The organism is Dactylosporangium sp. NPDC049525, assembly GCF_040676755.1.
GTDB lineage: Bacteria > Actinomycetota > Actinomycetes > Mycobacteriales > Micromonosporaceae > Dactylosporangium.
Window position 1 is genome coordinate 1 of sequence record NZ_JBFAPO010000030.1, and the last position, 12563, is coordinate 12563.

The 12563-nt window shown below is 74.5% G+C and carries 13 protein-coding genes; 4 read left to right on the forward strand and 9 right to left on the reverse strand.

The window, feature by feature from the left end; genetic code table 11:
• Positions 1 to 170: 170 nt before the first annotated feature.
• The 7 genes from AB0K00_RS33965 to AB0K00_RS33995 are packed head-to-tail and all read right to left on the reverse strand — an operon-like array spanning position 171 to position 6555.
• The gene (locus AB0K00_RS33965; RefSeq protein WP_363528926.1) at positions 171 to 956 is read right to left on the reverse strand and encodes a DinB family protein; all 786 of its coding nucleotides are present in this window, start codon (positions 954 to 956) and stop codon (positions 171 to 173) included.
• Between the two features lie 46 nt (positions 957 to 1002).
• Positions 1003 to 2466: an aminotransferase class V-fold PLP-dependent enzyme gene (locus AB0K00_RS33970; protein ID WP_363528929.1), complete on the reverse strand. Its 1464-nt coding sequence runs from the start codon at positions 2464 to 2466 to the stop codon at positions 1003 to 1005.
• Positions 2463 to 3023, reverse strand: a complete 561-nt coding sequence (locus AB0K00_RS33975) for an XRE family transcriptional regulator (protein ID WP_363528932.1) — start codon at positions 3021 to 3023, stop codon at positions 2463 to 2465. The genes AB0K00_RS33970 and AB0K00_RS33975 overlap by 4 nt, the downstream gene beginning before the upstream one ends.
• A gap of 29 nt (positions 3024 to 3052) precedes the next feature.
• Positions 3053 to 4237 carry an FtsX-like permease family protein gene (locus AB0K00_RS33980; RefSeq protein ID WP_363528935.1) on the reverse strand — a complete coding sequence of 395 codons (1185 nt, stop codon included), beginning with the start codon at positions 4235 to 4237 and terminating at the stop codon, positions 3053 to 3055.
• Positions 4234 to 4917 carry an ABC transporter ATP-binding protein gene (locus AB0K00_RS33985; protein ID WP_363528938.1) on the reverse strand — a complete coding sequence of 228 codons (684 nt, stop codon included), beginning with the start codon at positions 4915 to 4917 and terminating at the stop codon, positions 4234 to 4236. Before AB0K00_RS33985 ends, AB0K00_RS33980 begins: the two co-directional genes overlap by 4 nt.
• Positions 4914 to 5987 (reverse strand): efflux RND transporter periplasmic adaptor subunit, encoded by a 1074-nt coding sequence (locus AB0K00_RS33990; protein WP_363528941.1) that lies wholly within the window; start codon positions 5985 to 5987, stop codon positions 4914 to 4916. Before AB0K00_RS33990 ends, AB0K00_RS33985 begins: the two co-directional genes overlap by 4 nt.
• The gene (locus AB0K00_RS33995) at positions 5980 to 6555 is read right to left on the reverse strand and encodes a hypothetical protein (protein WP_363528944.1); all 576 of its coding nucleotides are present in this window, start codon (positions 6553 to 6555) and stop codon (positions 5980 to 5982) included. The genes AB0K00_RS33990 and AB0K00_RS33995 overlap by 8 nt, the downstream gene beginning before the upstream one ends.
• Before the next feature lie 86 nt (positions 6556 to 6641).
• Here AB0K00_RS33995 and AB0K00_RS34000 point away from each other — a divergent pair, with 86 nt between their 5' ends.
• Genes AB0K00_RS34000 through AB0K00_RS34010 form a run of 3 tightly spaced genes read left to right on the forward strand, consistent with a single transcriptional unit; the run spans position 6642 to position 9411 of the window.
• Positions 6642 to 7286, forward strand: a complete 645-nt coding sequence (locus tag AB0K00_RS34000; protein ID WP_363528946.1) for a response regulator transcription factor — start codon at positions 6642 to 6644, stop codon at positions 7284 to 7286.
• Positions 7283 to 8467, forward strand: a complete 1185-nt coding sequence (locus AB0K00_RS34005; RefSeq protein WP_363528949.1) for a HAMP domain-containing sensor histidine kinase — start codon at positions 7283 to 7285, stop codon at positions 8465 to 8467. The genes AB0K00_RS34000 and AB0K00_RS34005 overlap by 4 nt, the downstream gene beginning before the upstream one ends.
• The gene (locus AB0K00_RS34010) at positions 8461 to 9411 is read left to right on the forward strand and encodes a hypothetical protein (protein ID WP_363528952.1); all 951 of its coding nucleotides are present in this window, start codon (positions 8461 to 8463) and stop codon (positions 9409 to 9411) included. Before AB0K00_RS34005 ends, AB0K00_RS34010 begins: the two co-directional genes overlap by 7 nt.
• Here AB0K00_RS34010 and AB0K00_RS34015 read toward each other — a convergent pair.
• Positions 9399 to 10601, reverse strand: a complete 1203-nt coding sequence (locus AB0K00_RS34015) for a cysteine desulfurase-like protein (RefSeq protein WP_363528955.1) — start codon at positions 10599 to 10601, stop codon at positions 9399 to 9401. The genes AB0K00_RS34010 and AB0K00_RS34015 overlap by 13 nt on opposite strands.
• A gap of 18 nt (positions 10602 to 10619) precedes the next feature.
• On the reverse strand, positions 10620 to 11558 hold the full coding sequence (locus AB0K00_RS34020) for an RNA ligase family protein (protein WP_363528958.1): 939 nt from the start codon (positions 11556 to 11558) through the stop codon (positions 10620 to 10622).
• Between AB0K00_RS34020 and AB0K00_RS34025 the strand changes: the two genes are divergently transcribed.
• On the forward strand, positions 11550 to 12557 hold the full coding sequence (locus tag AB0K00_RS34025; RefSeq protein ID WP_363528961.1) for an MBL fold metallo-hydrolase: 1008 nt from the start codon (positions 11550 to 11552) through the stop codon (positions 12555 to 12557). The two genes, AB0K00_RS34020 and AB0K00_RS34025, sit on opposite strands and share 9 nt — an antisense overlap.
• Positions 12558 to 12563 lie beyond the last annotated feature (6 nt).

Genomic DNA, 12563 nt, shown 5'->3' on the forward strand with positions numbered 1-12563 from the left:
TCGACGCCCTCCAGGCCCGCCTCGACACCGCCTTCGCCTCCGCCACCCAGATCAACGGCGGCGGCACCGCCGAACTCGGCGTCGCCTCCAACTAACCACCACCACAGCACTCACAGCACGACCCCTGGCGTGAGGCCGGTCACCAACACGGTGACCGGCCTCGGCCCGTCTCAGGAACCGGCCGGCCGTGCCTCGATCGCGTCGAGGTCCCGCACCGCGTAGCGGTGGTGCTCCCACTCCTCGTCGAGGATCACGTGCAGGCAGGACAGCACCGTCTCCGGGTGCTCGGGTGCGTGCGGGTTGGCGCGCGGCTCGGCCAGCACGTCCGGCGTGACGGCGGTGAGGAAGTCCCGCACCATCGCGACGCGACCCGCCCGCACGGCGAGGACCTCCGCGAACGGCGGCGACGCAGACAGCGAAGGCGACGCGGGTGGCGGAGGCGACGCGGGTGGCTGCATGCCGTCGGCCTCGGTGCCCGAGTCGAGCTGACCGATGGGGTGGAACGGTTGCTCGGCCCGCAGGACCGCCCATCCCAGCCACATGTCGGTGGCGAAGACCAGGTGCCGCAACGTCTGCGCGAAGGACCACTCGCCGTCCACGGACACGTCGACCGTGCCGTCCGGCATCGCCGCGACCCGGGCGAGCGCCGCCGCCCACGTGTCTTCGACCGACGCCCACGCCGCGCGCAGACCGGCCGGGTCCTTGGCGCGCCGGCCGGCCCGCCCGGGGAAGCGGCGGTTCAATTCGGCGTCGACGAACGGGAGCACGTCGACACCGTTGACGCGCAGGGCGTTCTCGCCGTCGAACAGCCACGGCGAGTCGATTTCGGCGCCGCGCAGCTCGACGCCTCGGATCGTGACGCCGGACAGGTCACCGCCGGCGAACCGGGCACCGCGCAGGTCCACGCCGGAGAATCGCGCTCCCCGCAGGTCGTCGGAGCCGCCGAAGGTCGCCATGAGTCCTCCACCGCTCGCCGGTCCGCGCCAGTATGCCGGACCGGCCTCAGCCCTGCCGGGACAGGGCCGCGAGGACCTCGGCGACGACCGCGTCGGCGTCGGCGCCGCCGCTGCCCGGGTTGACCACGCAGGCGCGCAGCGCGAAGACGCCGTCGACGGTGGTGCCGGCGAGGAACGCGCGGCCGCCGAGCTGGACGTCGGTGAGGACGCGGCGGTTGAGGTCGTCGAGCGCGTCGGCGGGACAGCCGGCGGGTGCGGCGCGGAAGCACACGACGCTGAGCCCGCGGGCCAGCAGCCGCAGCTGCGGGGCGGCCGTGATCCCGTCGGCGAGCCGGTCGGCGACGGCGATGTCGTGGGCGATCAGGTCGCGGTACCCGGTGACGCCGAGGTGCCGCAGCAGCATCCACACCTTGAGCGCCCGGAACGGCCGGGTCTGGTCGAAGCCGAACTCGCTGAACCACACCGGCCCGCCGACGCCGGACGGGTCGCCGTCGGTGCGCAGGTACGCCGGGACGAGGCTGAACGCGTCCCGGGCCGCCGCGGCGTCGCGGAGCAGGACCAGGCCGGCGTCCACCGGCGCATAGAGCCACTTGTGCGGGTCCATGGCGATGCTGTCGGCGCGGGCCAGGGCGGCCCTGGCTTCCGCGTACCGGTCGAGCAGCAGGACGGCCGGGCCGCCGTAGGAGCCGTCGACGTGCAGCCAGATGCCGTGCTCGGCGCAGACGTCGGCGATCTCGTCCAGGGGGTCGATCGCGCCGGTGTTGACGGTGCCGGCGGTGGCCATGACGGCGAGCGGCAGGCATCCAAGAGTGACGTCCTGGTCGAGTGCCGAGCGGAGCAGGTCGGGCCGCATCCGGTGGGCGGCGTCGGACGGCACGACCCGCACGTTGGCCGAGCCGATCCCGAGCAGCTCGGCGGCCTTGTGCGCGGAGCCGTGGCCCTCGGATCCGACGTACAGCGTGCAGCGCCGTCCGAGGCCCTGCAGCCCGTCGGCGCGCACGTCGATCCCGGCGGCGCGGGTGGCGCGGTGGCGGGCGACCGTGAACGCGGTCAGCGTCGCCATCGAGCCGCCGCTCACCAAAAGGCCGGTGGCGCCGGACGGGAACCCGGCGAGGTCGGCGAACCAGCGCACCACCTGCCGCTCCACGTGCACGGCGGCGTGGTTGCCGCCGGCGACGCTCGGGTTCATCGCGGCGGCGAGGGCCTCGGCGAACACGCCGAGGGCGTGCGGGGGAGAGTTGACCCACGCGTAGAAGCGTGGATGGCCGTTGCCGAAGGGGTACGGCAGGACGTCCGCCACGAAGCGGGCCAGCACCTCGTCGACGGCAGTGCCGTCCAGCGGCAGCGGCGCGGTCGCGAACGCTGCGGCGGCGGCTGGGGGTACCGGCCGGAAAACGGGATCCGACGGCAACCCTGCCAAATGCGCGGCGACAATCCCGGCGACCTGTTCACCGAGCGCCCGGACGTCGTCCTCCCGCCACCGCCAGGCGGGGTGCAGCGGCCCGCTCATCGGGTCAGGTCCATCACGAGGTAGTAGACGCAGGGCTCGGTGCCCGGGTTGACGAAGCCGTGGTGCACGTCGCCGGCGTAGGCGATGCTGTCGCCGCGGCCCAGCTCGACCGGCGTGCCGTCCAGGGTCAGCCGCAGCCGGCCGGACTCGACCGCGAGATGCTCCCGGGATCCGGCGGCGTGGGGGTCGAACGTGCCGGCGTCGACCCCCGCGCCGATGGTGGTGCGCATGAACTCGAACTCGACGCCGGTCCGCACCGGGCTCAGCACCCGCCGCTCCCAGCCCGCCGGGTCGCGCACGACGTCCTGCTCGCCGTGGCGCAGCACCACCACCGGGTCCGGCAGCTCGTCCCGCAGCAGCCGCGCGAGGCTGGTGCCGAGCCCGGTGGCGATCCGGTCGACGGTGAGCACGGTCGGGGTCCGGCTGCCCCGCTCCACCTCCGACAGCATGCTGCGGCTGACCCCGCTGGCCGCGGCGAGGTCGTCGAGGGTCAGGCCGCGGGCGCGCCGCTCCCGCCGCACGCGGGCGCCCAGCGCCCCCAGATCGAAGGTCGTCACCCGCTCCACTATAGTGGAATCCGTGTGGCTCACAACGTCCTGAGCGCGTCCGCCGGTGGGAGACGCGCCGCCCGCACCGCCGGGTAACCGCCGGCAAGCGCCCCGACGGCGAGCGCCGCGGCGAGCCCGGCCAGCGGCGCCACCGGCGGGATCGCGACCGGCGTGCCACCCAGATGCGCCGCGACCACGGTGGCGAGGCAGCCCAGTCCGACGCCGAGCACCCCGCCCGCGCAGGCGAGCAGCGCCGACTCCAGCAGGAACTGCGCGGCGACGTCCCGGCGGCGGGCGCCCAGCGCGCGGCGTAGCCCGATCTCGGCGCGGCGCTCCAGGACCGAGATCACCATGATGTTGGCGATGCCGACGCCCGCGACGAGCAGCGCGATGCCGCCGAGGCCGAGGAACAGCCCGACGAACGCGCCCTTCGCCGCGATCCGGGCGATCAGCACGTCCGACGGTCGGCGCACCTCGACGGAACGCGGATCCTGCGGCGCGGCGGTGAACGCCAGGACCGACGCCACGTCCGCGACCTGGTCCGGGTCGACCCGCAGGTACACCCGGCTGGCCACCCCGCCGAGGTGGAACAGGTCGTCGGCGACGTCGAAGCCGATCAGCGCGGCGGTGTCGATCTCGGGGGCGATCGGCGCCGGCGCGAGGATCCCGACGACGGTGAAGTACGTGCCGCCGAGGTACACCTGGGTCTGCGCGTCCAGCACGCCGATGCCGAGGATCCGCGCGGTCGCGTCGCCGAGCACCGTCTCCGGGAACGCCGGGTGGGGCAGGAACGCGCCCCGTGCCAGCGGTACCCCGAGGACGTCCACAAGGGACGGTTGGGCGGCGAGGACGGTGATGCCGCCGGTCTGCTGCGCCGGCACCGCGGCGGAGCGGCGGACCGTGACATCGTCGACGGCGCCGACGGTCGTGATCGACCGGACCGGCGGGATGCGCCGGATCATCGCCGGTGCGGTCGCCGGCAGGGGCGTCGCCTCGCCGTTGAACGTCTTGCCGGAGGCGACCGTCAGCAGGTTGCCCTGCTCGCCGAGCTGGTGGAGCAGGTCGGCCTTCGAAGACTCCGCGACGCCGAGGACCGCGACGAGCGCGGCGATCGCGATCGCGATGCCCAGCGCCGACAGGGCCGCGCGCAGCCGCCGGGCCCGCAGGCCGACGGTCGACACCGCGACCGCGTCGCCGGCCCGCAGCCGCGTCACCGGCTTCATGACGGGCCATCCGCTTGTTCGACGATCCGGCCGTCGCGCAGCCGTACCTGACGGGCCATGGTCGCGGCCACCTCCGCGTTGTGGGTGATGAGCACGACCGTGGTCGTGCCGGCCAGGCCGGCCAGCAGGGCCGCGATCTCGCCGCCGGTGGCGGAGTCGAGGTTGCCGGTCGGCTCGTCCGCGAGGAGCACCGCCGGCCGCCCGACGAGCGCCCGCGCGATCGCGACCCGCTGCCGTTCGCCCCCGGACAGCTGCGCCGGGCGGTGCCGGAGCCGCCCGGCGAGCCCGACCTGTTCGAGAACCTCACCGGCCCGCGCCCGACGCGTCGCGGCGGGCACCCCCCGATACAGCAGGCCGGTCGCCACGTTGTCCAGCACCGACAGGTGCTCCAGGAGGAAGAACTGCTGGAACACGAAGCCGAGGTGCCACGCCCGCACCCCGGACAGCTCATGGTCGGACATGTCGGTGGTGTCGGTCCCGGCGATGCGCACCACCCCCGACGTCGGCCGCTCCAGGGTGCCCAGGACGCTGAGCAGGGTCGTCTTCCCGGCACCGGACGGCCCGGTCACCGCGACGGTCTCACCGGCCCGCACCACCAGCGACACGTCGCGCAACGCGGTCACCGTGGTCGGCGGCGGGTAGATCTTGTTGACGAGGTGGAGCTCCAGCGCCGCGGTCATCCGACCGGCACCTCCACCAGGTCGCCCTCGTGCACGTCGCCGCGCACCTCGACGAGCGTCTCGGCGAACAGCCCGGTGGTGACCCCGGCGAGCCGACGCTGCGCGCCGTCGCGGACCCACACGCCGTAGCCGCCGCCGGCGAGCGCGACGAGCGCGGTGACCGGCACCGCGAGGACCCCGCGGACGGATTTGCCGGTGACGTTCACCTGCACCGGCGCGCGGTCGAGGTCGCCGCCGGTGGCCGGGTCGTCAAGGGTGACGAGCCCGGTGACCGTCGGCTGCGGCGCACGCCCGTCCATCGACGGCGCCGTCTCGGCGACCGCGGACAGGTACGCCACCGTGCCCTTGACCTCGGTGCCGTCGGGCATGGTGACGGTCACCGGGTCGCCGGCGTGCACGAGGTAGGTCCGCCCCGCCGGGACCGTGATCGTGACCGCCGCCGCCGTCGACGTCCCCGACAGCACCGGTTCCTCGCCGCGGTTGGTGGCGCCGAGCTTCGCGGTGATCTCGGTGACCCGCACCGGACCCGGCTGGAACGTGACCGCGCCGAGCTCCACCCGGCCCGTCACCGCCTGCCCGGTCGCCTGCTGCCAGCGCCGTACCGCGGCCGCCGTCGCCGCGGTGAACCGGTCGTCGACCGTCAGCGACTGCCCGTGGCCGAGCGCCGCCAGGTTCTCCTCCAGGGCGCGCACGTCGGCGCCGCCGGTCATGCCGGCGCCGAACGGCCGCCACGCGGGGCGGGCACCGTAGAGCAGCCGCACCGGCCGGCCGTCCAGCTCGAACACCGGCTCACCCCGGTTGACGACCTGCCCGGGCCGGGGGAGTCCGGTGACCGTGCCGCCGGGCCCCTGCGCGAACACCGTGTACGTGTCGCGGAACCCGAGCGCCCCGGTCACGTGCGCGGTCGTGGACAGGTCGGTGCGCACCACCGCCACCGTGCCCGTCGCCGCCTGCGCCGAGCTGGACGCCGCCGCGCTGGGCGCGGACCGGTCGCGCAGCCACCATCCGCCGCCGGTGGCGGTCGCCGCGACAGCGACGGCCGCGCCGGCGACCACGGCCCGCCTACGCATCGCCGAGACTTCCGAGGCTCGACGCGCGGGCCTCCTCGTCGAGGATCGGCCGGCACGCGTCCAGCGCCCGCTGCACGACCGGGTCGGTCTTGTCGCCGGGCATCTCCTCGGGGTTGACGCCGAAGCCGTGCCCGGGCGTGAAGTCCGACGTCGCCGTCGGGTCGGAGAGGTTCACCAGGCCGTGCTCGCGCAGGCACTGCCGCGACCGGACCCCGGCCTGCACCAGCGCCGGCGGCGCCGGGGCCTGCTCGGTCGGCTGGAACTGCGCGGCGTCCAGCAGGCTCTTGCACGCCTCCTCGACGGCCCGGATGGTGGCGTCCTCGGCCTGGTAGTAGCTGCGGGAGTCGGTGTACACATGGCCGTCGGCCGTCAGCACAGGATCCTGGTAACCGGCGATGCCGTGCTGCCGGATGCATTCGGCGGCGGTGTGCAGCGCGGCCTTGCGCTGCTGCGCGTTGCCGGCCGCGGCACCGCCGGACAGGCGGGGCACACCGGGCGAGCCCGGCGAGCCGCTGCAGCCGGCGAGCGTCAGCACGAGTGCCGCGGCGCAGGCGATGACGATTCTCATGCTGCCGGTGTACCGGGATGCCGGTGACACGAGCGCTACCGCGCGTGTCGGACGGATGTCATGCCCGGCGCGGCACAATGGTCGCCATGCGGGTGCTGGTCGTCGAGGATCACGCGACCCTCGCCGCGCGGATCGGTGAGGGGCTGCGTGACGCAGGCATGGCGGTCGACGTCGTCACCGACGGCGCCGCCGCCCTGACCCGGGCCGCCGAGACCGGCTACGACGTCGTCGTGCTGGACCGGGACCTGCCGGTCGTGCACGGCGACCAGGTGTGCCGGTCCCTCGCCGGCGGCGCGGCCCGCATCCTCATGCTCACCGCCGCCTCGGCCGTCGACGACCGGGTCGACGGCCTGGAGCTCGGCGCCGACGACTACCTCGGCAAGCCGTTCGCGTTCCACGAGCTCGTCGCCCGGGTCCGGGCCCTGGCCCGCCGGGCACCGTCGGCGCCGCCGGTGGTGCGCCGCGGCGACCTGACCGTCGACCGGGCCCGGCACCGCGCCAGCCGCGCCGACCGGCCGCTGCAGCTGACCCGCAAGGAGTTCGGCGTGCTGGAGATGCTCGTCGCCGCCGACGGTGCGGTGGTCAGCGCCGAGGAGCTCCTGGAACACGTGTGGGACGCCAACGCCGACCCGTTCAGCAACATCGTGTCGGTGACGCTGACCCGGCTGCGGCGCAAGCTCGGCCCGCCGGCGCTCATCGAGACCGTCGTGGGCAGGGGGTACCGGATGTGAGGCTCACCGTCCGGGTCCGCCTGACCCTGCTCTACACCGTGTTGTTCGCGGCCGGCGGCGCGATCGTCGTCACGATCATCTACGGTCTCGTCGCCGCGAGCCTGGTCGACGACAAGCCGGTCGGCAAGGGCGTGGAGCCGTCGCCGGCGCAGTTCTCGGAGGACTGCAAGGCGGTGCTCAAGGGCGCCCCGGAGCTCGAGCCCGGCATGCGCAACAAGTGCCAGGCGGCCTTCGACGAGGGTGTCCTCGCCGGCGTGCGGACGCAGCGCCAGGAGACGCTGGACAACCTGCTGCGCTACTCGGTCACCACACTCTCCGTCGTCACCGTGCTCTCCGCGGCGGCCGGGTGGCTGGTCGCCGGCCGGGTGCTGCGCCCGCTGCACCGCATCACCGCCGCGGCCCGCGCCGCCACCGAGGACAACCTCGCGGCCCGGGTGTCGCTCGGCGGCCCCCGCGACGAGCTGCGGCAGCTCGCCGACACGTTCGACGCCATGCTGGACCGCCTCGAGGCCGCGTTCACCGGGCAGCGGCGGTTCATCGCCAACGCCAGCCACGAGCTGCGGACCCCGCTGACCGTCATGCGCGCCACCATCGACGTGGTGCTGGCGAAACCGGCGCCGTCACGGGACGAGCTGCTGCGGATGGCCGACGACGTCCGCGGCGCCGTCGGGCACGCCGAGACGCTCATCGAGGCGCTGCTGACCCTCGCCCGCACCGACGCCGGCCTCGCCGTGCGGGAGCCCGTCGACCTCGCCACCTGCGTCGAGGACGTCCTGGACGGCAAGGACATCGGCGACCGGCGGCTGCACCTGTCGCTGTCGCCCGCCCCGACGGCCGGCGACCCGATCCTGCTGGAGCGCCTCGCCGCGAACCTCGTCGACAACGCCGCCCGGTACAACGTCGACGGCGGCGACGTCTGGATCACCACGGCCGCGGCCGGCGGCGGCGTGCTCCTCACCGTCGCCAACACCGGCCCCGTCATCGGCCCGGGCGACGCCGAGGGGCTGTTCAGGCCGTTCCACCGGCACACCCGGACCGGCACCGACGGCTTCGGGCTGGGCCTGGCGATCGTCGCGTCGATCGCAACCGTCCACGGTGGACGTGCCAGCGCCGTGCCCAACCCGGGCGGCGGTCTGCGGGTCACGGTGCGCCTGCCGCCCGGTACCGTCGACCCATGCTGACCGACGCGCAGAAGGCGACCGTGGCCGAGGTCGTCGACCGCTGGCTGCGCACCGGAGCGTCCGTGCGGCGGTGCGACCGGGGCGCCGCCGAGGCGGCCGTCGTCGCGGCGTACACCGCGGCGGGGCAGCCGGCACCGGCGTTCATCGTGTGGATGGACTCGCCCTACGGTGGCGCGCTCGCCGCCCGGGCGGTGCGCGGGCGGCTCACCCCCGACCGCCTCCAGGCGCTGCTCGCCGCGCGACCCGGGACCGCGGAGGTCGCCGGCATCGCCGCGCGGGCCGTCGCGGCGATCACCGCGCAACTGCCACCCGGCTGGGGCGACCCGGACGCGACCATCGACCCGTGGGCCGACCCCGACGCCGTGCGCAGCCTGGTGTCCGACGCCTACTACGGCACCGCCCCGCAGCGCGAGACGCTGTGGCACCCGCTCGGCCGGCGGCTCGAGTCGGCGCTGCTCGCCGCGCTCGGCGGCGACCGCCTGTCCTACGACATGTGGGACGACATGGACGTGGAGCTCCCCGCCGCCGACTACTGGGAAGCGCTGCAGGCGCTGCTGACCGAGCTGCGCGGCGAGGCGTTCCTGGGCCCGATCTGGCAGCTGGCGGACCGGCTCAGCACGCACCTGTCGGCGCCCGCACCCGGCGACGTGACCGGGCTGCGGGTCGGCGACGTCATCGGCACGTCACCGGACCCCGAGGGCGTGGTCCGGTGGCACGAGTTCGGCGGCTACCTCGACCCGCGGGCCACCGCGTCGGTCATCGCCGCGTTCGAGTGCGCCGCGCGGACCGTCCCGCTGCCCGGGTTCCCCGAGCTCGACGCGCTCCTCGCGGCCATGGACCAGGTCGGGCGGTGGTGGCCCCTGGCCGGCGCCGCCGTCCTCACCGACCGTCCACTTCGGGCCGACGGCCGGCACGCCGAATACGCCGACGGCTACCGCACCTGAGCCACGGCGGCGACGAGGCGGTCCACGTCGTCGGCGGTCGTGTAGTGGTAGATCCCGGCCCGCACCGCGCCGCCGGACTCCCGCAGCCCCATCGCGATGAAGTACTCCGCGGCGTAGTAGTCGCCGGAGAACACGCAGATCCCCCGCTCGCCCAGGATCTCCGCCGTCCGCGCCGGGTCCTGCCCGCCCACCCGGAACGACACCGTCGGGCAGCCACCGGCCGGCGCCGGCAGGACCCGCACCGACGGCACGGCCCGCAACCCGTCGAGCAGCCGCTCGAAGAGACCCAGCTCGTAGGCGTGGACCGCGGCCATCGACCGCAGGACCCGGTCCCGGCGGGAACCCTTCGTCTCGTCGTCGAGCGTCGCCAGGAACCCGACCGCCGCCTCGACCCCGGCGAGCAGCTCGAAGCTCGGCGTGCCCAGCTCGAACCGCTCCGGCACCGCGTCCGAGGACGGCAGCAGCTTCAGCATGGCCGTGCGCTCCCACAGCCGCGGCGCGGCGACGCACGCCGCCAGGTGCGGCCCGGACCACTTGTAGGCGCTGGTGACGTAGAAGTCGGCGCCGAGCGCGGCCACGTCGACCGGCAGGTGCGCGGTGGCGTGCACGCCGTCGACGTAGACGACCGCGCCGGCATCGTGCGCGATCCCGGCGATCGCGGCCACGTCCGGCCGGGTCCCGATGGCGTTGCTCGCCGCCGTCACCGCCACCACCCTGGTCCGGCCGTCGACGAGCGGCCCGAACACGCTCGCGGGAAGCTCACCGGTGCCGGGGTCGAACGCCGCCCACCGCACCTCCACCCCGGCCCGCTGCGCCAGCTGCACCCACGGCCGCACATTCGCGTCGTGGTCGAGCCTGGTCACGACCACGTTGTCGCCGGGCAGCCAGCGCTCGGCGAGCCCGCGGGCCACGGTGTACGTCAGCGCCGTGGCGCTCGGCCCGAACACCACCCCTGAGGGGTCGGTGCCGAGCAGGTCCCCGACCGCGGCGCGGGCGGCGTCGACGATGCGCAACGCCCGCCGGCCCGGCTCGAACGCGGTGGTCCGGTTGCTCACGGCACCGCCGAGCACCCCGGCGACGGCCCGCGCCACCGGCTCGGCGACCAGCGTGCCGGCGGCACCGTCGAAGTGGACGAACCCCTCGGCCAGTGCGGGGTAGGCCCGCCGGGCCCGTGCGACATCGAACGGCATACCGCGACGATAGCGGCCTCAGCGGTACTTGCCCGCGGCCCGTCGCACGGAGTCCTCCAGCGCGGCCTGCCCGGCGGCGTCCAGGGCCGCGACGGCCGCTGGGTACGCCTCGGACAGATCCACCAGCACGTCCAGGACCACCTCGTCGATTAGCTCCGCCGCCGGCACCTCGCCGACCTTCGACCGGGCGCCGGCGATCCGTGGCGCGTTGACCAGCCCTGCCGCGAGCCGGCGCAGGTCGTCGACGGGGATCCGGGTGTACGGGTCCCACGGCCGGCTCTCCGCGAACCGCTGCTCGTCGAACTCGTCGATCTTCACCTTGACGACGGTGCGGTCCTGCGGCGCGAGCGCGGCGTCCGGCCGCAGCACGACACCCTCGGCGAGGTTGCCCGGCAGCGGCGGCAGGTCCCGCAGCTGCGGTACCCGCGTCGGGAACCGGACGGGCACGGCGTCGAGGGACGCCCGGGTGCCGCGGCCCAGCAGCGGCACCACGTCGAGCCCGGCGGCCTCGGCGACCCGCGCGACCGCCGCATACGTCCGGTAGACGCCCTCGTCGTCGGGGTGCTCATGATCCAGCACGTCGAACAGCGTGAACCGGACATCTGGGCAGTACCAGACGCCGGTCTGGACCGCCGAAGCGCCCGGCACCGGCGGCACGTCCGGGTGCGGATAGTGGCCGCCGTGCAGCTCGCCGTAGATGCGTACCGCCGCGGCACCGTCGGCCAGAGCGACCTTGACGGCCCGGTCGAACCCGCCGCGCAGCAGCTGCCAGCCGAAGAACGGCTCGTCGCCGCCCAGCCACGCCTTGCGCTTGCCGACCCTCGTCGCGCCGCCGTCGGATGCGATCACCAGCTGCGCGCCGTGGACCTTCTCCGTGGCGACCCACGTGCCGCCGCCGGACCGGCCGCTGCCCAGCTGCTTCGCCGTCGGGATCTTCGGATACGCCAGGTGCCGCATCGCAGCAGTATCGCGACCACAGCCGCCGCCGTCGTCCTGTTTCCGTGGTCGTCCGGCTCAGGTGATGCCGCCTTCCACCGGATGCGCCGACCGTGGTGTTGTGGCAAATGTGGGGCGGCCGGTCCTTCACCACTGCATAAGGGGGAACGCATGCCAGCCACCCGTTCCGCGCTGAGCTACGACGTCTTCGTGGCACCGGAAAAGCCGTTCGTCGCCCCGGCCCCCGCAGTGGGCGACGCGCCGGCGTGGGACCCGACGACCTCGACGCTGATCTTCGGTGCTCGCGACGCCGTGCTCGTGGACCCGCTGATGACCGTGCAGGAGGCAACCGCCCTGGCCGACTGGGTGGCGCTGCACAATCGCCGGCTCACCACCGTCTACATCACGCACGGCCACGGCGACCACTATCTCGGCCTGCCGGTCGTGCTCGAACGCTTCCCGGATGCGCAGGCGGTCGCCGCGCCGGGGACGGTGCGGCTGATGCAACAGCAGGACGCTCAAGCGCTGGACGACTCCCTCAGGGCGCGGTTCCCCGGTCAGATCGCGGACGCGGTCCCGCTGCCCGAACCGCTCGACTCGCCGGAGATCCGGCTCGAGGGCTCCTCCATCGAGGTGATCGCAACCGGGCACACCGACACGCTCGACACGACCTCGCTGCACGTGCCTGACCTGGACCTGATCGTCGCCGGCGACGTCGCCTACAACCACTGCCACATGTACGTCGGCGCGACGACGACCGAAAGCAGGGCCGATTGGATTGCGGCGCTCGACCGGCTGGCCGAGCTCAACCCCACTGCCGTCATCTCCGGACACAAAGACCCAACCCAGGGCAACCCGCCCACGGTCATCGCCGAATCTCGCGGCTACCTCCAGTACTACGGGCACCTGCGCGACGCCGGCCTGCCCGACCAGGAACTGTTCGACGCCATGGTCAACCGCTACCCGGACTGGGTCAGCCGCCAGCAGTTCCTCCTGCTTGAGGCCGTCGCACAATGGTGATCTGAG

Excerpts from the sequence above, each read along its gene's own strand:
- AB0K00_RS33965 (WP_363528926.1), bottom strand. The coding sequence starts at position 956 with ATGGCGACCTTCGGCGGCTCCGACGACCTGCGGGGAGCGCGATTCTCC.
- AB0K00_RS33970 (WP_363528929.1), bottom strand. The coding sequence starts at position 2,466 with ATGAGCGGGCCGCTGCACCCCGCCTGGCGGTGGCGGGAGGACGACGTC.
- AB0K00_RS33980 (WP_363528935.1), bottom strand. The coding sequence starts at position 4,237 with ATGAAGCCGGTGACGCGGCTGCGGGCCGGCGACGCGGTCGCGGTGTCG.
- AB0K00_RS33985 (WP_363528938.1), bottom strand. The coding sequence starts at position 4,917 with ATGACCGCGGCGCTGGAGCTCCACCTCGTCAACAAGATCTACCCGCCG.
- AB0K00_RS33990 (WP_363528941.1), bottom strand. The coding sequence starts at position 5,987 with ATGCGTAGGCGGGCCGTGGTCGCCGGCGCGGCCGTCGCTGTCGCGGCG.
- AB0K00_RS33995 (WP_363528944.1), bottom strand. The coding sequence starts at position 6,555 with ATGAGAATCGTCATCGCCTGCGCCGCGGCACTCGTGCTGACGCTCGCC.
- AB0K00_RS34000 (WP_363528946.1), top strand. The coding sequence starts at position 6,642 with ATGCGGGTGCTGGTCGTCGAGGATCACGCGACCCTCGCCGCGCGGATC.
- AB0K00_RS34010 (WP_363528952.1), top strand. The coding sequence starts at position 8,461 with ATGCTGACCGACGCGCAGAAGGCGACCGTGGCCGAGGTCGTCGACCGC.
- AB0K00_RS34015 (WP_363528955.1), bottom strand. The coding sequence starts at position 10,601 with ATGCCGTTCGATGTCGCACGGGCCCGGCGGGCCTACCCCGCACTGGCC.
- AB0K00_RS34020 (WP_363528958.1), bottom strand. The coding sequence starts at position 11,558 with ATGCGGCACCTGGCGTATCCGAAGATCCCGACGGCGAAGCAGCTGGGC.